This window comes from Vibrio sp. LB10LO1, assembly GCF_010092875.1.
Classification (GTDB): domain Bacteria; phylum Pseudomonadota; class Gammaproteobacteria; order Enterobacterales; family Vibrionaceae; genus Vibrio; species Vibrio campbellii.
This window is the reverse complement of sequence record NZ_JAADJW010000028.1, coordinates 1-23,815: the sequence shown is the minus strand read 5'-3', so window position 1 is coordinate 23,815 and position 23,815 is coordinate 1. Positions and strand designations below refer to the sequence as shown.

The 23,815-nt window shown below is 47.6% G+C and carries 20 protein-coding genes and 1 tRNA gene; 7 read left to right on the top strand and 14 right to left on the bottom strand.

Annotated features, from left to right (window positions below):
* Nucleotides 1-111: 111 nt before the first annotated feature.
* Nucleotides 112-852, top strand: a complete 741-nt coding sequence (locus GXP65_RS18220) for a 4'-phosphopantetheinyl transferase superfamily protein (RefSeq protein ID WP_162093423.1) — start codon at nt 112-114, stop codon at nt 850-852.
* A 17-nt stretch (nt 853-869) separates the two neighbouring features.
* Here the strand turns inward: GXP65_RS18220 and GXP65_RS18215 are convergent, their stop codons facing one another.
* The 6 genes from GXP65_RS18215 to GXP65_RS18190 all read right to left on the bottom strand — a co-directional run bounded on the left by GXP65_RS18215 (nt 870) and on the right by GXP65_RS18190 (nt 10,965).
* Nucleotides 870-1,811 (bottom strand): hypothetical protein, encoded by a 942-nt coding sequence (locus GXP65_RS18215; RefSeq protein ID WP_162093422.1) that lies wholly within the window; start codon nt 1,809-1,811, stop codon nt 870-872.
* A complete protein-coding gene (locus tag GXP65_RS18210; protein WP_162093421.1) occupies nt 1,804-5,751 on the bottom strand; it encodes an enterobactin synthase subunit F in 3,948 nt (1,315 codons plus the stop codon). Before GXP65_RS18210 ends, GXP65_RS18215 begins: the two co-directional genes overlap by 8 nt.
* Nucleotides 5,752-5,784: 33 nt before the next feature.
* Nucleotides 5,785-6,675, bottom strand: coding sequence for an isochorismatase family protein (locus GXP65_RS18205; protein ID WP_162093420.1), 891 nt, complete (start codon nt 6,673-6,675; stop codon nt 5,785-5,787).
* Nucleotides 6,676-6,739: 64 nt separating this feature from the next.
* Nucleotides 6,740-8,359, bottom strand: coding sequence for a (2,3-dihydroxybenzoyl)adenylate synthase (locus GXP65_RS18200; RefSeq protein WP_162093419.1), 1,620 nt, complete (start codon nt 8,357-8,359; stop codon nt 6,740-6,742).
* Nucleotides 8,356-9,576, bottom strand: coding sequence for an isochorismate synthase (locus tag GXP65_RS18195; RefSeq protein WP_162093418.1), 1,221 nt, complete (start codon nt 9,574-9,576; stop codon nt 8,356-8,358). Before GXP65_RS18195 ends, GXP65_RS18200 begins: the two co-directional genes overlap by 4 nt.
* Nucleotides 9,577-9,867: 291 nt before the next feature.
* Nucleotides 9,868-10,965 (bottom strand): hypothetical protein, encoded by a 1,098-nt coding sequence (locus GXP65_RS18190; RefSeq protein ID WP_162093443.1) that lies wholly within the window; start codon nt 10,963-10,965, stop codon nt 9,868-9,870.
* A gap of 101 nt (nt 10,966-11,066) precedes the next feature.
* Here GXP65_RS18190 and GXP65_RS18185 point away from each other — a divergent pair, with 101 nt between their 5' ends.
* Nucleotides 11,067-11,858 (top strand): 2,3-dihydro-2,3-dihydroxybenzoate dehydrogenase, encoded by a 792-nt coding sequence (locus GXP65_RS18185; protein WP_162093417.1) that lies wholly within the window; start codon nt 11,067-11,069, stop codon nt 11,856-11,858.
* Between the two features lie 19 nt (nt 11,859-11,877).
* Here GXP65_RS18185 and GXP65_RS18180 read toward each other — a convergent pair whose 3' ends face one another.
* The 4 genes from GXP65_RS18180 to GXP65_RS18165 all read right to left on the bottom strand — a co-directional run bounded on the left by GXP65_RS18180 (nt 11,878) and on the right by GXP65_RS18165 (nt 15,171).
* Nucleotides 11,878-12,600: a transglycosylase SLT domain-containing protein gene (locus GXP65_RS18180; protein WP_162093416.1), complete on the bottom strand. Its 723-nt coding sequence runs from the start codon at nt 12,598-12,600 to the stop codon at nt 11,878-11,880.
* A gap of 131 nt (nt 12,601-12,731) precedes the next feature.
* Nucleotides 12,732-13,148, bottom strand: a complete 417-nt coding sequence (locus tag GXP65_RS18175) for a DUF5991 domain-containing protein (RefSeq protein ID WP_005430881.1) — start codon at nt 13,146-13,148, stop codon at nt 12,732-12,734.
* A gap of 93 nt (nt 13,149-13,241) precedes the next feature.
* Nucleotides 13,242-14,933: a class I SAM-dependent methyltransferase gene (locus GXP65_RS18170; protein ID WP_162093415.1), complete on the bottom strand. Its 1,692-nt coding sequence runs from the start codon at nt 14,931-14,933 to the stop codon at nt 13,242-13,244.
* Between the two features lie 161 nt (nt 14,934-15,094).
* Nucleotides 15,095-15,171 (bottom strand) — tRNA-Arg (locus GXP65_RS18165).
* A gap of 204 nt (nt 15,172-15,375) precedes the next feature.
* Between GXP65_RS18165 and folD the strand changes: the two genes are divergently transcribed.
* A complete protein-coding gene (gene folD, locus GXP65_RS18160) occupies nt 15,376-16,236 on the top strand; it encodes a bifunctional methylenetetrahydrofolate dehydrogenase/methenyltetrahydrofolate cyclohydrolase FolD (RefSeq protein WP_039985725.1) in 861 nt (286 codons plus the stop codon).
* Nucleotides 16,237-17,193: 957 nt separating this feature from the next.
* Nucleotides 17,194-17,565, top strand: a complete 372-nt coding sequence (locus tag GXP65_RS18155; protein WP_162093414.1) for an endonuclease domain-containing protein — start codon at nt 17,194-17,196, stop codon at nt 17,563-17,565.
* 361 nt (nt 17,566-17,926) lie between these two features.
* Here the strand turns inward: GXP65_RS18155 and GXP65_RS18150 are convergent, their stop codons facing one another.
* The 4 genes from GXP65_RS18150 to GXP65_RS18135 form a co-directional block, all read right to left on the bottom strand.
* Entirely contained in the window at nt 17,927-19,126 is a 1,200-nt protein-coding gene (locus GXP65_RS18150; RefSeq protein WP_005430867.1) for a NupC/NupG family nucleoside CNT transporter, read from the bottom strand.
* 236 nt (nt 19,127-19,362) lie between these two features.
* A complete protein-coding gene (locus GXP65_RS18145) occupies nt 19,363-20,307 on the bottom strand; it encodes a LysR family transcriptional regulator (protein WP_005446456.1) in 945 nt (314 codons plus the stop codon).
* A gap of 71 nt (nt 20,308-20,378) precedes the next feature.
* Nucleotides 20,379-21,350 (bottom strand): lytic murein transglycosylase, encoded by a 972-nt coding sequence (locus GXP65_RS18140; protein WP_005430863.1) that lies wholly within the window; start codon nt 21,348-21,350, stop codon nt 20,379-20,381.
* Nucleotides 21,351-21,398: 48 nt separating this feature from the next.
* On the bottom strand, nt 21,399-21,680 hold the full coding sequence (locus tag GXP65_RS18135) for a YcgL domain-containing protein (RefSeq protein WP_005430875.1): 282 nt from the start codon (nt 21,678-21,680) through the stop codon (nt 21,399-21,401).
* 197 nt (nt 21,681-21,877) lie between these two features.
* Between GXP65_RS18135 and minC the strand changes: the two genes are divergently transcribed.
* From minC to minE, 3 genes are read left to right on the top strand one after another with little or no spacing between them, the layout of a single operon-like run.
* Nucleotides 21,878-22,540, top strand: a complete 663-nt coding sequence (gene minC / locus GXP65_RS18130) for a septum site-determining protein MinC (protein WP_005437686.1) — start codon at nt 21,878-21,880, stop codon at nt 22,538-22,540.
* Nucleotides 22,541-22,557: 17 nt separating this feature from the next.
* The gene (minD, locus tag GXP65_RS18125; protein ID WP_005437688.1) at nt 22,558-23,370 is read left to right on the top strand and encodes a septum site-determining protein MinD; all 813 of its coding nucleotides are present in this window, start codon (nt 22,558-22,560) and stop codon (nt 23,368-23,370) included.
* A gap of 2 nt (nt 23,371-23,372) precedes the next feature.
* A complete protein-coding gene (gene minE, locus GXP65_RS18120) occupies nt 23,373-23,636 on the top strand; it encodes a cell division topological specificity factor MinE (protein ID WP_005437690.1) in 264 nt (87 codons plus the stop codon).
* Nucleotides 23,637-23,815 lie beyond the last annotated feature (179 nt).

Sequence of the window (23,815 nt, the reverse complement as noted above, 5' to 3'; positions counted from 1 at the left end):
CCTTATATCTATTTTATCAATCATTTAGGCTCGAAAACCCCAAGGAATAATGTATAAATAGAATTTATTAACATTCGTATTCAACCTTAAGGTTTGAACTAGGTTTTATTTTTGAACGGCAACTTATTGAAAGTGACACAATTGAAAAAAGAAGCGCCAGATAGTCCCCTCGCCCCTTTTCATCTTCACCTAGAAGGTGCCAGTCCAAAGGTTTACATCGTGCAAGCCACACCGGAGATGTACTCTCAAGTGGGCCTTCCCGAAGAAGAAAAACACATTCAAAAGGCAGTAGTGAAGCGCCAACGCGAGTTCAGAGCTGGGCGCCACGCGGCGCGGTCTGCCATGCAAAATTTGGATTTATCCAAACCTAATATGACGGAGATGCCGATCCTGACAGGTCACTTTAGAGAGCCCCTTTTTCCAAGTGATATCAGTGGCAGCATCAGCCATACTGATGGCATTTGCCTTGCCGCGTGTGCCCAAAAAAACGAAGTCGCCAGCCTAGGAATCGATATTGAAAGCAATACCGTGCTTGCCGAGCACCTTTTCTCTTCCATCTACACTCGCGATGAACAAGCACTACTCAACCGTACTAACGATCTTCCTGATACGCTGATATTCAGTATCAAGGAAAGCATTTTTAAGTGCTGCTTTCCCTTCGTTCAGGTGTACTTCGATTTTCTCGATGCACAGATTACGTTAGAGCCCAAGAACAAACATTCAGGGCAATTTAGCTTTGCGTTGATTGGCCGCAACCAAGACGCATTGAAAGCAAAATTGCCAAATCTCTCATTTCATGGACACTACTGCTTTGACCAGCAATACGTATTCTCGCTGTGCTACTTTTCCTAATGAATTTGTCATGTTCGTTATTCGATGACCTTTTTGATCACCATCTGCTGCCGCTCATTGACTAACGGCAACCGTTGTTCTAGCCGTAATTTCCACATCAACGGTACGTTCACACCATGTGCGTCCAATTGACGACTTTGCGGCCCTAGATACCAATAAGCGTCCACCAATTTATCCAGCGAGATAAACGCGTAAGGATTGACTGGTGGTTTCTTCGGGATCAAATCGAGGAACGACTTTTGGCTTAACTTAGGCTGCGTTGTCGCATAGATGCCATGTTCTGTGTGACTGAACTCACTCGTCAGAATGTGCGGCCACACAGACACGTAACGCTGAGCAAACTTCTGCTGAGCCAAATCACCAAACGTCTTATGCTTGGCCATAAAACCTAACGTCGGAGAACGCTTGAGAATGTGTCGCGCACCAACAAGCACCACAACGCCTCGGTCACTCTTCACCGCTTGCTTCTCAACACCATCGACTAACGCTTGATCACGTTGGGCATTAATCTTTGCCAACTCTCCCGCATGCGCGATGTCTTGCCATTGGAAAGAAGGCTCTGTCAGCACAACGTTGATAGGCACCTTGCGCTGTTCATTCACCGCCCTTAAACGTTGGAAGAACTGGCCATAACACGGGTGTAACCAAGCTGGAAATGCAACCGAATCCAGCCACACTGCAGCCAGTTCTGCATCGGTAATCGTCTCGCCCATTAGGTAATTGTTGAGTAAAGCTTGGTGCTTCGCGTTACCAAACTCGATAAATAAATGGGAAAACACCCCATCGAGTTCCGCATCCAACAATACGTCGGTCATCTTTTCGAACAACTCGCCATACCAATGCGCTTCGCCAATCGCCAAAATGGCACCAGCTTCCAATTTGGCTTTGAAGAAAGCCAGAGGGGAAATCATCCCCTCCAACTGAGCGTTCGATCTAGATTGTGTTGACGAATCAAACATCGAATCTCTCTCTTAGCTCTTTCACCATGTGGGTACCAATCAAACGCAGCATCTCTGGACGCATCATGTCACGGTGCAAACAGGCCACATCAACCACTTTGAGGTCACCCTCCATGTACTTGAACCAGCCATTACGATCGAGGAACGACTCTTCTGGTGGCTTCTCAGCGTTGAAGAACAGCACATCACCTTGGTAGTGGTAATCCACCGCATCACGTACACGCTGGTTGTTGTTGATCACCACCTCAATCATGGCTGTGATGGTCTCGGTGCTCAGGTGCGCCATGGAAGAACCTGCATCTTGCAGGATGTCGATCACCTCTGGCTTAGTGATGCTGGAATGCGCGGCTTCATCAAACTCAACCCCCGCCATACGGATCAGAGCACCAAGCGCTTGCTCTTCTCCCGGAGGATGAATGGTTTGCCACTGCTCTGCAGGGTAAGAATCCAGTAACGTGACTAAGCCCACCTCTTGGCCTTGCTCTTGTAAGATGCCCGCCATTAGGTGAACAATCATGCCGCCAATTGACCAACCCAGAAGATGGTAAGGCCCAAAGGGTTGCTCTTCACGAATCGCGGCCACGTAGTCTTCTGCCATTTCCTTCATGCTCTTTGGTAGTGGTGCAGAAGGGTCACCAAGGTTACGAGCTTGGACACCATAAAGCGGAACATTAGAAGGAATGATTGGCGTCAGTGCTGCGTAACACCAACTTAGACCACCAGCGGGGTGTACACAGAAGATAGCCGCTTTGCCTTCACGCTTACGCAGCGGTAACAAAATGCTCAGTGCATCATCACTTTCGCTGCCGTTGAGCTTGGCCGCGATACCGGAAACCGTTGGCGATTCAAATACCGCCGCCAATGACAACTCAATCCCCATGATTTCTTTCACGTGGGCAATCAACTGCGCAGCCAATAGGGAGTGCCCGCCAAGCTCGAAGAAGTTGTCATCCACACCGACCGCAGGCAGATCCAATAACTGACAGAACAACTTACACAAACGCTCTTCAACTAAGTTACTTGGCCCCTTGGTACCGACTTGACCAGACAGATCCGGCTTCGGTAGTGCGCTGCGATCCAATTTGCCGTTAGGCGTTAATGGAAAGGCTTCAAGCTCAACAAAGTAGCTCGGCACCATATACTCTGGCAGTGGTTCCGCGAGGTACGTTTGCAATGCATTACTATCGATACCCTGCTCAGTAATCTCAGCGGTGACGTAAGCAACCAAGCGTTTGTCGCCGTCATTGTATTCCTGAGCCAACACCGCCACTTGAGCAACACTTGGGTGATTGGCCAAGGCATTCTCAATCTCTTCCAGCTCAATACGGAAACCGCGGATCTTGACCTGAAAGTCACTACGGCCACAGTACTCAATCGCACCATCTTCACGCCAACGAGCCAAATCCCCCGATAGATACATTCGGCTGCCTTGTGGACCAAATGGATTGTCGATAAAGCGTTCTGCCGTCAGTTCTGGCTGACCATGGTAGCCTTGCGCCAATTGACGCCCAGCAATGTACAAGTGCCCTACCACACCCGGCGGTACTGGGTTTAATGCATCATCCAGAATGTAGGTTTGCGTGTTCCACACTGGACGCCCGATTGGAATCGACGTGCCTTCGGTATTGGCTTCACTTGGCCAATAAGTCACATCCACAGCCGCTTCTGTTGGGCCATAAAGGTTATGCAGAGGCGCGTTGAATGCTTGGTAATAGTGATTAACTAACTCAATAGGCAACGCTTCACCACTACAGAAAACTTGGCGTAAGCTTTGACATAAATCGGCGTCCGCCTGCTGAACAAAGATTTGCAGCATAGATGGCACAAAGTGCAGCGTGGTGATCTTCTCGCGATGAATAAGATCTTGCAGATAAATCGGATCTTTGTGTCCGTCCGGTTTCGCGATCACTAAACATGAGCCAACCATCATAGGCCAAAAGAACTCCCACACCGACACATCAAAGCCCGCAGGCGTTTTTTGCAACACGCGATCTTTCGCAGTAATCGGATATTGGTCATGCATCCATAGCAATCGGTTAACGATTGCATCATGGGTGACCACCACACCTTTTGGTTTGCCCGTCGAACCAGAGGTGTAAATCATGTAGGCCGGAGAGTGCGGCTCAGGCTTCACTTGCGGTGGCAGTGGCTCGACTCTTTTGTAAATGGTTGGCAGAGTGTCATCATCGACCAGCTTCACTTCCACACCTTGCGGCAACTTGTCTTGCAGTGCCGACGTAGAGAACACAAACTTAGGCGCAGAGGACTCGAGCATGTAGTGAATACGGCCCTCTGGATAATCTGGGTCCACCGGTACATAAACCGCACCTGCGGCCAGAATCGCCTGCTGTACAACGATCAACTCTTCACTTCTTGGCACACACACCGCGATGCGATCACCCAGAGTAACGCCTTCTGCCGTCAGCCAGTTGGTCAACGAGTAGACTTTTTTCGCTAACTCTTCGTAGCTGAGCTTTTGGCCTTCAAAGATTATTGCTGGTGAATGGGGGGTAAGAATACGCTGCCTTGCCAACAGAGCGGCTAACGTCGTCTCGGGTACCTCGTGGTCAGTGTCGTTCCAAGTTTCGATGACTTTCTCTCGCTCACCAGCAAGAAGAATATTGATATCGCTGACTTGGCAAAGAGCTGGATCTTGAGCTTGCGCGCTTGCAAAAAAGTCGCTCATAAAGTGGAACAAACGCTGTTGATGCTCGTGAATGTCTTTCTCGGAATACAGCTCCGGATTGGCATCCATATCGATATGAAGCTGACCACCAAGCTCGTAACAATAAAACGAGATGTCATCTACTGGACCGGCCGACAAGTTATGCGCTTTGGAGTTAAGCTCGCCAAATTTATGCTCGTATTCAAACGGCATGATGTTAACCAAAGGACCAAATAGGTTACGGTTGTCTTTTACCAAGTTAAGCTCACGGTGAAGCTCTTCATAACGGTAGCTTTGGTGACGACGAACCGAGGAAAACTCTTGGTTAACCTGTTTGATCAGCGTCTTAATATCCAAGCCTTGTTCAAAGCTGACGCGCACGGGCAAAATATTCACGCGCATCGCTGGGGTTTGAATCGCAACAGAGCCCAAACGCCCCATCAAAGGCACACCAAGAACAACTTCATTTGAACGCGTCATACGGTGCACATAAGCAGCAATGGATGCAATGAGCACGCTGTACCAGTGGGTCCGACACTGTTTCGCCAGTGATTCCATGCGTTGGAAATCGTCGACTTCCATCGCGCCTTTTAAACGTAAAAAACGGTCTGATGTAACGGTCGGTTTGCCCGCGAGGTTGACGGTATCTGAATGGTCTGCGTAACGTTGAAGGTAGAAAGCGCGATCTTTTTGGTATTTCTCCGACGCTTTGTAGTCATCGTCTTCTTTTAGCAAGGCTTGCTGGTCGACAAACTCGATCTTGTCGAATGGTTTCCCCTGAGCGAGTTGGCCATAAATATGTGCCACGCGTCCCGCCACCAAGGACATGCTGTAGCCATCAATCGCGATATGATGAAGCGATAGGAACCACACGAACTGGTCTTCTGAAAGCTTGAGCAATGCCATAACGAATAACGGGCCTTGCTCTAAATCGACAGGTTGTTTCAACTCAGACTTCATCCAATCGACGGCTGCATCCAGCGGTGCATCTTGTTGTGAGAAATCGATTCGCTCTACCTGCCAGTTTTGGCGGTCAATCACCATGCGTGGGCCTTCGGTAGTGGTGACAAACTTAGCGTGTAAGGAATCTACTTCATCAATCGCCGTTTTAACCGCTTCAACAAAACAAGGCTCATCCACCTTGCCATCAATCACTAGGTATTCACCTGTCTTGTAAATTGGATTTTCTGGATCGCGTAACTGGGCAAACCAAATCCCGGCTTGGGCATCCGTCAGCGGCAACAGTTGCTCCGCTGTATAAGGTAAATCGTACATGTTCATTCCTTTGTTTTTCTTATTCTTTGGCTGCTAAGTCCGTTTCTTCTCGATCAGTTGCCACCAATCTTGCAAACTGGGTTTGGCAGCCAGTTCCATAAAACTCACATCAAGTCCCGCTTGTTGCCAATCACTCACCAGCGACATCATGCGCACGGAGTCCAAACCGAAATCCAATAGGCTATCTTCTGGTGTCATTTCATCGACTGGCACTTCTAGCAAAGCAGCCAATTGCTGAGTTAAGTGGGGCTGAGATTGAGGAATAGAGAAATCATCACCGATCAACTCATCGGCACGGTTTATCTGAGACAGGAGCTGCTGTTTATCCAGAACATAACCGCAGCGGCCAGCAACGTAGTTGAGCGCCATGTCATGATCATCAGAAGAAAAATCCGCTACCGCATCAGACACCATAAAGGCTTGAATATCGGTCATGAAGGCTTCTGCCGCGGTTTGCAAACAACCGATGTGAGCGTAAACACCAACGATGATCAACTGATCGCGTCCCGTTTCATCCATCATGGATTTAAGCGGCGTACGCTGGAATGCGCTGTAACGCCATTTGGTGTAAACAATATCTTGCTCGGTAGGCGCTAACGCAGGAAAAATGCGAGTCATGCTGTCGTCGGCTTTTAAACCTGGTCCCCAAAAATCCGTCAGCAATGCGCGGTCTTCTTGCTTTTGGTCACCAGGTTGCGCGGTGTACACCACGGGGATCCCTGCATCAATACAGGTTTGCTTGATCGCCTGAATGTTACGCGTCAGGGTTTGAATCAACTCGCTGTCGACATCATAGAAATTGAGGAAGTACTGCTGCATGTCGTGAATAAGTAACACGGCACGCTGGGGGTCTACAGACCAGTTAACACGATTTTCTGGTATCGCCTTGGGCAATGGGTAACCAGAGAGAGAGGGAATGGCCATTGGGCTTGTCTCCAAAATATTAAAAAAGCTCAGCGCCCCAAAAGCCTTTGCGACGCTGGGTTGGTTAAACGAGTTCTAGTAGCTTGTTTTTATTTATTTTTCCGACGGGAGTTTTCGGCAGTACATCAACAAAAATAACGCGATCGGGGATCTTGAAGTCCGCTAAGCCGCGATCTCTTAAAAAGCGTTTTATTTCAATCACTCTAGGATTCTGTTCTGGGCAAACCAATGCTGCGCAACTGCGCTCACCTAAGTAGTCATCCGGAATGGCAATTACGGCGGCATCGTGCACCGAGTCATGGGCAAGCAGATGGTTCTCGACCTCCTCCGCAGCGATCTTCTCTCCACCACGGTTGATCTGATCTTTATCGCGCCCCACCACCTGTAAGTTGCCCGCTTCGGTCAAAACGACAATATCACCCGTGCGGTAATACCCTTGCTGAGTAAAAGAACGCTGATTATGCTCTGGCGCACGATAGTAGCCTTGAATGGTGTAAGGGCCACGCACGAACAAAATCCCCTCAGCTCCTTGTTCAACGGGGTTGCCCATTTCATCGAGAACCAACAGCTCATCCGCTGGCGACATCGGCCGACCTTGGGTAGAAATGATTTCAGACTCGGGGTCATCCAAACGGGTGTAGTTTACGAGCCCCTCTGCCATGCCGAACACCTGCTGCAAGGTACAGCCCAACTCTGGTCGAACTCGCTTTGCAGCTTCTTCACTAAAACGAGCACCACCCACTTGCAACACTTCAAGGGAAGTAATGTCATGTTCTGTTCGCGCAGCTTCATCCAGCCATAAGAGTGCTAATGGTGGAACCAAAGCCGCCACGGTAATTTGGTATTTCTCAATCAAAGAAAACGCCGTCTGAGGACTAGCATCTGGTGTTAACACCACAGTGCCACCAGCCATTAAACAGCCCAGTGCACCTGGCGAGCTAAGCGGAAAGTTATGCGCCGCAGGCAACACACAAAGGTAACGAGTTCGATCTGAGAACTGGCAAACTTCATTGCTGGCACGAACGCTATAGAGATAGTCGCTATGAGTGCGCGGGATCAGTTTTGGCGTGCCCGTAGTGCCACCAGAAAGTTGGAAGAACGCGAAGTCTTCTCCCTGTTCTTCATTCAGTTCTGCTTCGTTTGAATAAAGACTATCGAGCGCTAGGCTACCACTAGGCATTTCACTCGCTTCACCCGCCCAAACAATGCTGGTAAGGCTCGGTAATTCAGCCGCAACTTGCTGCGCGATATCAGCCGTGTTCACACCTCGCTGCGGTGCAGTAATCAATACTTTTGCCTCGGTAAAATGACAAAAGTATCGAATCTCCGAATAACGGTGCGCAGGCAAAGCCAGTACGGGCTGCACGCCAATTTTGAGTAGAGCGAAGAAGCTAAGATAAAACTCCCCAATGTTCGGCAGGTGCAACACCGCTTTGTCCCCTGATTTGAGACTCAACTTGGTTTGGAAACCTGCCGCCAGTTGGTCGACCTGTTGTGCCAAAGATTGATACGTCCACTCACGCTCGCCATCTACCAATGCCAATTGCTGTGGCAGTCGAATAGCGCTGGCTTGTAACATTTGTGGGATCGTTTGATCTGTCCAGTAACCAGCTTGGCGATATTGTTCTGCTCGCGCTTCTGGCCATGGGGTAAAGCCGGATGCTTGCATGGATTCGCGACTCATTGCACCACCTCCATGTTTTCACGGATCTCGATGCCCAACGCATTGAGGACAGTGCGCATCTTGTTACCGGTTTCTTCCAGCTCACTTTGTGGCTCAGAGCCTGCCACAATCCCAGCGCCCGCGTATACTTTGAGGCGTTTTTTCTCGACCTCCGCACAACGAATCACGACCACCCATTCACCATTGCCACGAGCATCAACCCAACCAACAAGACCGGTAAAGTAACCGCGGTCAAAAGGTTCAACATGGCTAATAAAATCGTAAGCTTGCGCCGTCGGATAACCGCATACGGCTGGCGTTGGGTGCAGTGCACTTGCTAACTTCAACACACTCGTGTTTGCATCCGATACCGTGCCCTCGATGCGAGTCGAGAGGTGAAGCATGGCTTTGGTTTCTATCACCGATGGCACCATCGGTACATACAGGTTATGGCACCAAGGCTGCAGCGCTTTTTCAACTGCATCCACCACCACGGCATGCTCATGGAGATCTTTCGCGCTCTCCATCATCAGCTCACCTTGCTGCTGGTTAATGCATTCGTTGTCACTGCGTCGGCGAGAACCCGCCAGAGGGTTGGAACAAACGTGCGGGCCTTTGCGTGATACAAGCAATTCAGGACTCGAGCCCATTAAGTACGCGTCAGATTGACTGCCACCAATACGGGTAGAAAACGTATAGCCACCTGGGTTTTGTTTGAGTAAGGTTTTCAAGAGGCGTGCGCGGTCAATCTCCTCCTCCGTATCGACCTGCATGGTGCGTGATAACACCACTTTATCCAGATCAATGTCCTCTCGACAGCAGCTTGTCGCCGCTAACTCAACACTGCGCATGTACTCTTCAGGAGTAGGAATCGGTTGGATCGATGAAGGTGGACAATCAGCAACCCCATCCACATCAGATACTTTATCCGGTCTGATTGGTGACGTCGTGATAAGACTGTCTGGGACGATAAAGTGCACCGGGTTGTGTTCAGAGAACGGAATCACTCCCACCGCAATGGGGTTTTGGTTTCCCGCATCCTTTGCCGATTCAAGTAATTGACTGATGTGAGTATCTAACTCGGAGAATTTCACCTGTTGGGAAAATTCTGCGGCAATGCCTTGGGTAAGTAAGGTCACCGTCGGTGAGCTAAAAAAGAACGAAGCATCATCCGTATGAGCGTTAAGAAACTCGGTGAGCATAGTGCTACTTCCCATTGAGTTACGAAGCATAATCATCTCTCAAGCTTTATTAAACATAGCGTTCCAAATGAGATCCCTTCTCATTTGACGAGTGAGACTACACATACAAAATCAATTGTTCAAACACTTTTTGATAATAATTATCACTCGCATTATAAATAATTCTATAAATTAATCCCATAGTATGAATATGGAAAAAAGCAAATAATTACTTATAGTTAGAAAACTTAAGAGGAAAAATTACCGGACATAAAAAATGGCTGAACCCTTTTGGAATCAGCCATCAATCATTGATCGGATCAATGAATTTACGTAATAGGACGTGAATTAACCCTGATCGTTAAAGCCGTATTTTTCATCGCTCAACGTTCGTATTTCATTGAAGCGGTCTTGCATCTTTCCGCCAATTAAATCCACGCGTCTTTGCATCTCATTCACCCAATTTCGGTCTGCCATCACGTCACGAGGAAATACTGTCGTGCGTTGATTTGCTCCAAGATAAAGAAACGCATCAAACAATTCGCCCACTTGCGCATCCATCTTGTCCATAGCCGCTAACTTGTAACGGGCCTTCGGCAAGAGGTCGATAAATCTCAGCTCCGCAATTGGGCTTTGTTTCACGTCCAGCAGCGCTGGGGCTGACACACCGTGGAAAGTTTCCACCACTTCTGGCTCTGTCATTGGCCAAATTAAGTACGTGCTGTCTGGAAACGCTTGTTCCAAACGCGTCGCCAGTGGCCAAGCGCTGTCTTGCGTTTTTGCCACGTAATCCTTGGGCGCATTAACCAAATGAAAAGCGCCAAAAATCAACAGGGCTTTTTCTTGCTTGGCCATTCGCTCAGCCGCAATTTGATAGAAGTGATCGGTTTTATTCTTCGCCGCCAGTTTCCACACTTTTTCATCTTGAAGGCCTTGCCAATCAAAAGGGGCTTCCGCTAAATGCACCTGAATTTTTTTCCCTTCAGGCAAGGCCGCATTGCGCGTTCTGATCGCCTCAAAAAAGTTTCGGTACGCATCAGGCATCCAGGCCATAAAATAAATCGACCCTCTAAGCACCTCCTCCAACTGCGCTTGAGTCACCTCGCCCCCAGCCAAATATTCATCCAGCACTGGCTGGTATTTCGCATTGCCAAACTCAACCACAATATGAGTAACCTGGTCAGAGAACGCCTCAGTCGTCACCAGCTCGGTAGCGTAATTCAGAAATGCATCGTTCCAATGGTAATCACCGATCCCAACAAAATTGTGTTGCTCGAACGCTTTTAAAATGGCCGCATTTGCAGGCTGGGCTTGTTTCACTACTTGCTCAATTTTCTGCTGGGCTAAGTTCACCTCGGCATAGTGTGGTAAATACTCACACCCAACCATTCCAACGAGCCCCACAGCCAAAAGCCAAGGTTTGATTTTCCAGCCAAATTTATTCATCAATTTCACGACCTCCTTGTTAATATCGCGACAACGATAACAAAAATCATTATCATCCATCCAATTTTGATTTGATACTTGTTGCACAAAAGGAGAAAGGAATGAGTGAAAACCGCTCAGAATTCAACGGCAAACTGTGTTTAGTGACCGGCGCAGGACAAGGGATTGGCCTAGCATGTGCCAAAAGCTTATTGGCACAAGGAGCACGAGTGATTGCCTGCGATGTCACTCAATTAGCACTCGATGCCTTCCAGCAGTCGCTACCAGAATGCCAACAATCGAATACGCTGCTTGTCCCTTTTGATCTGGCAGATGCAAAGGCAATTCAAACCGCTTGCCACAATCTAGAGCAAGACCAACTTATCCCTGATTACATCGTCACTTGTGCTGGCACTTTGCATCTCGAATCAGTTTTAGATTTGCCACTGAAAGCACTGACTAAAACCTTGGATGTGAACTTAAAAGGCACCATGCTGCTCACACAACAACTGGCTAAAATTCTGGTCAAACACAGCAAGCAAGGCGCGATTGTGGCCGTCGGTTCCAACGCCGCAGACACACCACGCGTCAAGATGTCCGCTTACTGCACTTCCAAAGCTGGCCTGCACATGTGGATGCAATGTTTGGGGTTAGAACTGGCAGAGCATGGCATTCGCTGCAACATCGTTAGCCCCGGTTCAACCCGGACCCCAATGCAAGAGCAGATGTGGAATGAAGCTTATGGCGAGCGAGAAACAATTCAAGGCAACTTGGTCTCCCATCGCATGGGCATTCCGTTAAACAAGATTGCCGAGACCAAGGACATCACCAACGCGATTGAGTTTTTGCTCAGTGATAAATCAGGTCATATCACCATGCATGATTTGAGAGTGGATGGCGGAGCGACCTTCTGATCCTCCGCCGAACGGAAAGTTAACCGTAAAACTTGGGGTGCCTGCCCTTCTCTAGCTTGCGCCTCACCTTGTAGGACACATCACCTAACGTGATCTTGCCAGCGTTGTTGCGGTCGATCCCCGCGTTCTGACGATACGCGATCGACCCCTGTTTAAACAACACATGCGAATGGGGTTTACCAATGGCAGCCGGATAGAGGATCGCCATGTACACATCCTCAAGAGAGTCCATTCGGCCACGGTACGGCAAGAAGTACGCTTTGACGTAATCGAGCTGCTCAATTGCGCTCATCTTGGCCAACTTTCTGGTACTGGTACCCAGCGCCTCGGCCGTTGAAGGCATAAACTGAATCAGCCCTGTTGCGCCACTTCCAGAACCATTTTTGATGCTCGGGCTAAACGTCTCTGCCGTTTCAAACGCCATGCAAGCCATTAGGTGGTTTGGGTCTATATTGAGCTCTTGAGAAATGTCGCTGACTTTGCTTTTAAACTCGGGTGAAACGCGATTACCCCAAGCTAGGGCATCAACAGGAGAGGAGGAAAAACACGAACAAGAAACATCATTTTTATTAGGGAATAAAGATAAAGGCGAGAGTGTGTTTACAACCTTCTGATTCTTACGCATCAGGCTGTTAGGAAAGGAAAAAACCTTATCTTTTTTGTGCTTAAGCTTTGTTATTTTTAGTAGCTTATACAATCGCTTAGAAACCGTTTTCACGATAAAACCACAGTGGGAAAACATTTGTAAAACTGTAGTCCATTTCTTACTTTTTTAACATCAGTATCAGTTGTGAAGCACAAAAGTGTGAGGTGGATCGGTGAGCTTTATAGAAAACATTTAGGATAAGAATAGGAATGAGAAAAAATCATACTTCATGATTTTTCTTTCCGATCAAAGCAATAAGTAGTTTGTTGCACATCGGAATTCGGTTGAATGGCCTTCCACTCAGTCACAACACTGTCTTCACGCTGAATTAGTCTGAGTAGAGGCTCTCCAACTTGGTAAAGTTGAACACCATATCGATTGGTAACTCTACCGTTAGAATAAGACGTAAATAAAATATCGATAGTGTGGTCTTGACGACTCGTCGCACACTTTATGTTCTCTTCTGTCTGAAAGCCCAAGATGCCCAAAGTACAGCTTTCATCATCAATAGAAAGTTGATACTCAACCCATGCATTTAGACCAGAGTTGGTCTGACCAAGTCCAACCTCACAGTGATAAACACCATCCCAACTAGCGGTAGAGAGAGCCGCCAGAACCAGCGCATCAACCGTCAAATTCACCATGCTCACCTCCATGCATACAGTTTGCATGGAAGGTTACCGAAGTCTTAATCTCGGGGCATTCCGTCTCCATCAAAACTTGGACGGAGAGCTCAGTTACCACTCAGCAATACAAAGGCGACTTTTCACACCGCGAATCTGCAACCCCATAGCCTCAAATACATGTTCAAAGTCTTGGCAGGAGGCGGGCACATTGGGTAAAGACAGCGATGCTTCTGTAAAGAATGATTGGCTGAGTGTCTCTGATTCTCCCCACGCTAATTCCCACCAATCCAAAATACGTTGTTTCGACGCATTCAACCGATAGACCGCAGGCAGCCGATCGCGCTTGTTGAGATTTTCAGTTTTGGATGTGGGCAGCAGGTTCCATTTATCGTTGTTCGGCCAATAAGCAAACGGTAAACAGTGGTCAACATGGTATTCGTTACGCAACTTGCTTCCACTCCAAACACTGATGATCTCAGAGTGATTCGAACGCAACTGCTCTACCCGCTTGCGTACCGCGCGAGTGTCGTGATCTTTATCAATCCAAACCAAACAGTCGTGGTATGTTTGCAGCGCGATGCCTCGCTCTTGGTTTGAGCTAAACCGCTGCATTTCAAGGATCCATTGGTTGACCACCAGAGGTTCAATCCAAGAGTGATAAAGCCTAAAGCAGTCCCACAAGCTCTCATCCAGAATAAATTGGCCATAGCTTTCAAGGAATGCTCCATCAACAACAATAGTGCCTTTATGCTTTTTCGATGAACGTACCATTTCAAAATATGGATTCGATTTGTCACCTTGGTATGTATAGGTAACTGGGCCATCTTTGATGGTTTTCAAACTGTCTTTAATCGCTTGGTCTAAAGCAGCCGCATCATCACCAACAAACATGGTGCCAATCGCTAAATCATCAGGACTTAAATGAGAAAGTTTGTCCCAACCATCAGGCTTAATGAATCCGAGCCCTTTTGAGGCATTGGAATTCTGCTGGATGTTTTCTTTATCGATGAGACGTTTGAACTGACGAATCCAATAAAGGCCAACTAAACCAAGGGGGATCGCGACTTTCCCGTCTGTATGATCAATAACGGCTCCAGAATGTGCGTCTGCAATTCGCAATAAGGTTCGTAGCAATGCCAGTTTGTAAGTCGCTGACTTAGAATCGTTCACGATAATATGGCGAACCTTGTTGAGATCACCTGAACCATCATCGGGAAGTGACATGACAATTGTCTGCCAATGAACGTCATCACGCTTGAGTTGGTCGTCACTGTCGGAGACATGCCTAACCATAAGCGCACTGTTCTTCGCCAGCTTTTCTAATTCTTGAACGGAGACAGGATAAGCTTTGCGCCCATCAGTGAAGTCACCATGACGAAGGCTTATGACCAATCGACCATTTGGTGCTAGTAGATTAGAGAGCTTACGGAAAGCGCGTTCACGATGAGAAGTCGCAAGATGCATCCAAACCGCACTCACCAAAATAAGATCAAAGCGAAGCCCTAAGTTGGTGGTTTTCTCAAGCGCAGGCAAGGCATCGTCAAGCCAAGTAACCGAATCACCCGTCTTAACTTTACCAAACGCTAGTAGAGATGCAGCAGGCTCAAGAGCAATCACTTCACAGCCTTGCTCCGACATCCATTTTGCATCTCGCCCAGATCCTGCTCCCACATCCAATACCCGATCGCCAGCATGAGGCCAAAAAGCCTGCCAGCTCGCGTGAACATTCTCAAACGTCGTCGAGTTATATTGCTCCGCTAATGAGCTCGCATTTTGGTTATAGAAATTGGAGGTAGAAGACATAAAGATAAGGCTGCAATTGAACTGAACACATAGTAAGTGCTATTGATTGCAAAGACTAGAAGGTAGTGCAAAAGTTGTAGGAGACGTTGAGTTGGAAATTCTGGCGCCTAAAACGACAAAACCCTGATAACTCGGGAGAGTTATCAGGGTTTCTAAATAAATGGCACGCCCTATAGGATTCGAACCTATGACCACATCCTTAGAAGGGACGTGCTCTATCCAGCTGAGCTAAGGGCGCGCTACAGGGACAGGATTATACGAGTTCAAGCGCTTAAATCAACGGGTTTTCATAACATTCTGATCTGAATGCCTAAAAAAAGGGCACTAAAGCGATAAATGTTCAAAAACACCCCAAAGCAAACGTTTGCGTATGGATGTTAAATAGATTTTCTGCGACAATGCGCCGCAAATAATTTGCCTTCTCAATTTAAAAAGGAAAGTCATGACTGCTCAAAATATAGATGGAACTCTCATTTCCCAAACTGTTCGATCCGAAGTTGCAGCACGTGTGAAAGCTCGCGTTGAGGCTGGCCTTCGTGCTCCTGGTCTTGCAGTTGTTTTAGTTGGTGAAGATCCAGCTTCTCAAGTTTACGTTGGCAGTAAGCGCCGTGCGTGTGAAGAAGTTGGCTTTGTCTCTAAGTCTTTTGACCTTCCTGCGACAACGTCGGAAGAAGAGTTGTTGGCACTTATCGATGAGTTAAACAACGACGAAGAAATCGATGGCATTCTTGTTCAGTTGCCACTTCCTGCTGGCATCGATGCAACGCACGTTCTTGAGCGTATTCACCCAGAGAAAGACGTGGATGGCTTCCACCCTTACAACGTTGGCCGTCTAGCACAGCGAATTCCTAAGCTTCGTTCTTGTACGCCAAAAGGCATTATTACGCTGCTTGACCGATACAACATTGAGCTACGTGGCAAGCACGCAGTTGTGGTTGGCGCATCAAACATCGTTGGTCGCCCAATGACACTTGAGCTGTTGCTCGCTGGATGTACAACAACAACTTGTCACCGCTTTACTAAAGATCTAGAGGGTCACGTTCGCCAAGCTGACCTTGTTGTGGTTGCAGTTGGTAAACCAAACTTCATTCCTGGCGAGTGGATTAAGAAAGGCGCTGTTGTGGTCGATGTGGGCATCAACCGTCTTGAATCAGGCAAACTAGTCGGTGACGTGGAATACGATAAAGCACGTGAGAACGCGAGCTTCATTACCCCTGTCCCGGGCGGCGTTGGCCCAATGACAGTAGCAAGCCTAATTGAGAACACGATGCTGGCTTGCGAGCAATTCCATACGAAGAAATAAAGAATTATGATACTGAAAGGGCTCCGCAAGGGGCCCTTTTTGTTTGGAGTAATAACCCCCTCTAACTCCCCCTTGAAAATGGGGAGGACTGGACTGAGTTCGCTTTTGGTTTGCTGACTGATTCAAATACCGAAACTGGATTTAGTTCAGAGCAACAACCCCCTCTAACTCCCCCTTGAAAATGGGGAGGACTGGACTGAGTTCGCTTTTGGTTCGCTGACTTATTCAAATACTGAAACCGGATTTAGTTCGGAGCAGCAACCCCCTCTAACTCCCCCTTGAAAATGGGGAGGACCGGGCTGAGATCGCTTTTGGCCTTCTTACTTACCCAAATACCGAAACCGGATTTAGTTTGGATCAACAACCCCCTCTAACTCCCCCTTGAAAATGGGGAGGACCGGGCTGAGATCGCTTTCGGTTCGCTGACTTATTCAAATACCGAAACTAGATTTAGTTCGGAGCAGCAACCCCCTCTAACTCCCCCTTGAAAATGGGGAGGACCGGGCTGAGTTCGCTTTTGGTTCCCTGGCTTATCCAAGTGCCGAAGCTGGATTTGGTTCGGAGCAACAACCCCCTCTAACTCCCCCTTGAAAATGGGGAGGACTGGACTGAGTTCGCTTTCGGTTCGCTGACTTATTCAAATACCGAAGCTAGATTTAGTTCGGAGCAGCAACCCCCTCTAGCTCCCCCTTGAAGATGGGGAGGACTGGACTGAGCTCACTTTTGTTTTCTGACTTATTCAAATACCGAAACTGGATTTAGTTCGGAGCAACAACCCCCTCGAGCTCCCCCTTGAAAAGAGGGAGGACTGGGCTGAGATCGCTTTTACCTATGAAATCACAGCGCACATCATATTAATTGTCGACTGGTACTTCACACTAAGCGCACTCCGATCTAGTCCCCTCCCCTTTCTAAGGGGAGGGTTAGGGAGGGGTCAAGAACGCAAAGGGAGCACCAGTGCCACAACGAACTTTTAACTTAAAGTACCAAAAGCAAATCAGGAGTCAGTTACGTGCAAATATGCCAAAACCTGAAGAGGTACTCTGGCAAAGAATCAGACGTAAACAGCTTGGCGTAAAGTTTCGTAGGCAACATGGCATTGGTCGCTATATTGTTGACTTCTATTGTGCGGAATTGAACTTGGTTATTGAGATTGATGGCGATAGCCATTTCTCTGATGAGGGAAAAGAGAAAGATACAATTAGGGATGCATTCATGGAAACATTGGGGATTAAGGTTCTGCGATTTACCAACGAAGAAGTGATGAAGCAAACCGAGTCTGTTTTGGAAAGGTTATTCAATTTAGTTCGGAACAGTAACCCCCTCTAACTCCCCCTTGAAAATAGGGAGGACCTGGCTGAGATCGCTTTTGGCTAGCTGACTTATTCAAATATCGAAACCGGATTTAGTTTGGAGCAACAACCCCCTCTAACTCCCCCTTGAAAATGGGGAGGACCGGACAGAGAGCGCTTTTTCGTTCGCAGACTTATTCAAATACCGAAACTGTATTTAGTTAGAAGCAACAACCCCCTCTAACTCCCCCTTGAAAATGGGGAGGACCGGACTGAGATCGCTTTTCCCTATGAAATCACAGCGCACATCATATTAATTGTGGATTAGCGCTTCACAATCAGCGCACTCAGGTCTAGTCCCCTCCCCTTTCTAAGGGGAGGGTTAGGGAGGGGTTCTGTTACAAACTCAGAATCACGCCAGCGATTGATGCACTCATCAGGTTCGCCATTACGCCTGCTGCAATTGCGCGGAAACCGTATTTCGAAATGAATGAACGCTTCTCTGGTACGAGTGAGCCTAGGCCGCCAATTAGCATTGCCATGGTTGAGATGTTTGCGAAACCACACAGTGCGAAGGTTACGATAGCTTGTGAGTGTGCGCTTAGCTGAGACTTCACTTCCATCAGTTGGATGAAGGCTACGAACTCGTTTACCACGATCTTGTTACCGATCAGGGAGCCAGCCACGATAGCTTCATTCCAAGGAATACCTAGCAACCATGCGATTGGTGCGAATAGGTAGCCAAGTACTAGCTCGAAGCTCAGTTCCATACCGAATAGACCGCCGAACCAGCCTAGAATGCCGTTTAGCATCGCGATAACACTCACGAACGCCAATAGCGTTGCACCTACCGCCACTGCGATACGTAGACCAGACATTGCGCCGTCTGCCATTGCTTCAACCACGTTGGTTGCGCGTGGCATTTCTACTTGGTCTAGATCCATATCCTGTGCTGCACTGTCTGTCTCTGGCATCATGATTTTTGCCATTAGAAGACCCGCTGGTGCTGACATAAATGCCGCCGCGATTAGGAAGTTAAGATCCACACCCAGTGATGCGTAACCCACTAGCGTGCCACCAGCAACCGATGCCAAACCACCAGTCATTACTGCAAAGAACTGAGAATCGCTCATGTGTTTAAGGTATGGCTTCACGACTAGTGGCGCTTCAATCATACCAACGAAGATGTTCGCTGTTGCAGATAGCGATTCTGCACGGCCTGTGCCTAGCAAACGCTGTAGACCACCACCGATCAGGTTGATTACTTTTGGCATTAGACCAATGTGGTACAAACCAGAAATCAGCGCTGAGAAGAAGATGATGATACCTAGAACATTAATCGCGAAAGTAAAGCCACCTGTTGCTAGGTTGCCAAATAGGAACGCGATGCCCTCTTGACCGTAGTTGATTAGGTTAGAAACCGCGCCAGTTACTGCGTTAAGCGCTTCTTTACCCGCTGGTACGTAAAGTACCAATAGCGCGAAGATTACTTGCAGAGCAAAAGCCAAAGACACCGTTCGTAGACGAATGTTCTTACGGTTAGTCGAAAGCAGCCATGCTACGAATAGGATGACTACGATACCAAGAATTGAGTTCATAAAATGAATCCGACAAAAGGGGGAACAGGAAAGGCGTCGGATTGTATAGAGCGTAAAAAATGCTGCAAGTTGGGGATGTTAACAGGCTGAGAATCTCGTCTGCTCACTCTTTAACCAGCAAAATAACTCTTTGAATTAAATAAAGATAAACGTTTGCCTTAAGTTATTATTTCCAAATGGAAAAGATGTTTCTGGATTTGGAAAAATTTTGTGACTCAAATCACCTTATGTATTCCCTACTTCGGAATCGAAATATACGGGGCTAATCGCTGATCCCAATGGCAAGGCGATCCGATCTTTTGTTTGATGAATTCGATCACTGCTGAGATCTTTTTCGGCATATGCTGACGACTTGGGTACACCGCATAAAACGGCATGGATTGGCTGGCTCTCCAATCAGGTAGAAGCTGGATCAATTTGCCTGAGCGGAACTCATCCCCCAGTAAATAAGTGGCTAAGTAAGCAATCCCCCACCCTGCGATTGCAGCATCACGCACCGCTTCTGCTAAATCGACCGAGTAGTTACCAGAGACTTTCACATTAAGCTCTTGTTCGCGATTGGTGAACGCCCAACTGGTGTAGTCACGCTCCCAACTGCGGTAAATAAGGCAGTTATGCTGCGACAAGTCATTCGGTTCGGTTGGCGTATCGAACTTGAGTAAGTAATCCGGCGATGCCGCTACCACAAATTGGCAATCTGCTAATCGCTGAGCAATGTAGCCTTCTGGTAGGTGTTCATTGTTGGTGATCCATAAATCCAAGCCTTCTTCGAGCATATCGACCTTGTAATCGAACAAATGCACTTCGACTTGCAGTTGCGGGTATTTCTCACGAAGTTCTTGAATGGCAGGGATGATATGCAGCGTGCCAAAAGACTGCGACAACCCAAGACGAACCAAACCGGCGACTTCATCGCGTTGGCTTTCCATCTCTAACGTGGCACTGCTAACAGCTTGCACCACTTGTTCACAATGGTGATAGAAGGTTTGCCCAGCTTCGGTTGGTGTGAAGCTGCGCGTGGTGCGTTGAACAAGCTTAATGCCCAGTGAAGCTTCCAACTGGCTGAGCTGTTTACTGACGTGAGAAACAGACACACCTAGGCTCTTTGCCGCAGCGGTAAAGTTCTTATGTTTGATCAACGCTGAGAAGATCACCATTTGTGCAGCACGTTCAGATAACACGCAAACCTCGTTTCAAATAGAGAAAACAAAGGGCTCCGAAGAGCCCCTTTTTATTCGTTTATACATTCAACCTAGAATGTGATGCGGTCAGCTAAGTGACTTACCGCCAGTGCGAAGTAGTAAGAGCGGTTCCACTTCATCAACACATTGTAGTTGTTGTACACCAGGTAAGTACGACCGTTCTCATCGTCTGGCATGATCAGCCAAGCTTTGATGTCTTCGTCCAGCTTAGGAAGTGGGCTGCCATCGTATTTGGTGATGCCAAGCTTGCTCCACTCTTGCAGATACTTACCTTTTTCCGCTTCGCGACCTTGCAGGTTGTGGTCGATGCCGTGTGGCACCTTAACCTGGCGACCCCAAGTGAATTTATCATCCCAGCCAGATTTGCTTAGGTAGTTCGCAGTAGAAGCAAACACGTCCGCTTCTGATTGCCAGATGTCCTTCTTGCCATCGCCGTTACCATCCGCAGCAAAGCGTAGGAATGAGCTTGGCATAAACTGACATTGACCCATCGCGCCTGCCCAAGAACCTTTGAAGTTCTCTAGCTCGATATGACCTTCATCTAGGATTTGTAGTGCCGCCATGGTTTCTTTACGGAAGAACTCTTCACGACGACCTTCAAACGCCATGGTCGACAACGCGTCGATCACTCGGAAGTTACCAGTAAACTTACCGAAGTTACTTTCTACGCCCCATAGAGCAACGATAAAGCGCGGCTGCACGCCAAACTCATCGCCAATGCGTTTAAGTTCAGCGTAGTGTTCTTTATACAGTTGCTTCGCTTGCTTAACCTTCCACTCAGGTACCGCGCGCGGAATGTATTCGTCTAACGTCAGTTTCTTCTCAGGTTGGTTACGGTCGGCTTTGACTGCACGTGGTTTGTATTCCACATCAGCAAAAGCGGCACTGATCACCTGTTCGGAAATGCCTTTATCACGCGCTTCTGCACGCAATTTATTTAGGTATTCATCAAAGCCATCGCTACTTGCAAAGGCTGAAGTGCACATACCAACGCTGAGCATTGCTGCCAGTATCTTTTTCATATCGCCCTCCTTGAGCGAGGCAGAATTCCCAGATGAAAAGCGGTGACGTTATTCGCCTTTCTGCTGGGCTTTTTGTTCTTTGTATTTTTCTAGTAGGTTTTCCGGCGGAGGCGGAACCTGTAGGAAGAAACCATCATTAATTAATGACGTTTTCACTTTCTCGACATCAACTTGTGCCAAAGTACGACCATCAAGTTTGATTGTCATCACCGGCATAGGCTTACCGAACATCTGCATTAACGTGTCAGGAACCTGTGAGAAATCATCCTTTTTCGGAATATAGAGATAAGTGCCTTCTTTTCTGGAGCTTTTATAAATAGAACAAAGCATGACGAGCCTTTTGTGCTGATTTACCCGCTTTGAGTGCGGATTTTGTTGAAAACGTAAAATTCTCGCAAACTTGATAGCAAATTTGAGATTAATTCACTTATTTGCCCGCTTGAGAACTTGCTGCGCTAAAGGATGAAATATAACATGACAGACCTAGTTTAAGGCAACGCTCTTTCAATAAAGGCAAGAAGTCCACGATGACCCATTCACCTGACCTTAAAGGTAGCAGTTTTACATTGTCAGTTTTACACCTTTCTGACAACGAGATCGCTAAGACTGTCGAATTTTTGCAAGAAAAGGTTTCTCAAGCACCCTCTTTCTTCGCATCCGCACCTCTGGTTATCAATATAGCAAAAGTAGAAGGCGATATTGATTTCACCGCACTTAAACAAGGCATCGCCGATGCAGGGTTTATTCCGGTTGGCGTGACTGGCTGTAAAGATAAGCGCGTTCAAAACCTTGCCTCTGAAGCGGGCTTCGCCATCATGTCTGCGAGCAAATCTCCAACTCAAGCACCAGCGAAAATGGCGCCGACCAAAATCGTTCGTACGCCTGTACGTTCTGGCCAGCAGATTTACGCCAAAGACGGTGACTTGGTTGTACTGGCACACGTAAGCGCTGGTGCAGAAGTGATTGCTGATGGCTCTATCCACATTCATGGCACCCTACGCGGACGCGCCATTGCTGGGGCGAGCGGCCAACAAGAAGCACGAATTATTTGTCACGATTTACAAGCTGAACTGGTTTCCATTGCAGGAGATTACTGGTTGAGCGATCAAATTGAGAGTGAGTATTGGCAAAAGAAAGTAATGATCAGTAAAGCCGAAGAATCATTACATCTAGAAACACTCACGATTTAGTCTAAAAAGGAAATAAAATGGCACGCATTATTGTAGTAACGTCTGGTAAAGGTGGCGTTGGTAAAACCACTTCAAGCGCAGCCATCGCCTCTGGTCTGGCTCTTAAGGGCAAAAAGACTGCGGTGATCGATTTTGATATCGGCTTGCGTAACCTCGATCTTATCATGGGCTGTGAACGCCGCGTGGTGTATGACTTTGTTAACGTCATCAACGGTGAAGCAACGCTTAACCAAGCGATGATCAAAGACAAGCGCACAGATAACCTATTCATTCTTCCAGCTTCTCAAACACGTGATAAAGACGCGCTAACCAAAGATGGCGTGCAACGTGTGTTCACTGAGTTGGATGAAATGGGCTTCGACTTCATCATCTGTGACTCTCCAGCAGGTATTGAGCAAGGTGCTCTGATGGCGCTGTACTACGCAGATGAAGCGATTGTAACGACAAACCCAGAAGTGTCTTCGGTACGCGACTCTGACCGTATCTTAGGTATTTTAGATTCTAAGTCACTACGCGCTGAACAAGGTCTTGAGCCAGTTAAGCAGCACCTACTACTGACGCGTTACAACCCTTCTCGCGTAACACAAGGTGAGATGCTAAGCGTTGAAGACGTAGAAGAGATCCTACACATTTCTCTACTGGGCGTAATTCCAGAAAGCCAAGCGGTACTGAATGCATCAAACAAAGGTGTGCCAGTGATCTTTGACGAGAACACAGATGCAGGCATGGCTTACTCTGATACGGTAGACCGCCTACTGGGCAACCAGGTTGAATTTCGTTTCCTTACTGAGGAGAAGAAAGGACTCTTTAAACGACTATTCGGAGGCTAGACATGTCACTACTAGAATTTTTCCGCCCGCAAAAGAAAACTTCTGCGAATCTAGCCAAAGAGCGTTTGCAGATCATCGTTGCTGAGCGTCGTAGCCAGAACGATCCTGCGCCTTCTTACTTGCCTCAATTGAAAGAGGACATCTTGAAGGTGATCAGCAAATACGTTGCGATTGATCCAAACATGGTGGATTTGACGTTCGAACACAAGGACGATGATATTTCGGTTCTTGAGCTCAACGTGAAGCTGCCAGAAGACGAGAAGTAATTACTTTTCGGCTTTAATTGAGAGTCTTCCTTTTCGTCATTCTGGTCAACGAGGCACGAGCGTGATTCAGTACCTATGACTAGCATGCTCGGGTTATGGATAAAAGGTTTTGAATTCAAAGCGAGCTGTCAGTAGATTCCTAGTCTCACTTAGGTTCGCTGGAATGACTCAAGACCCCT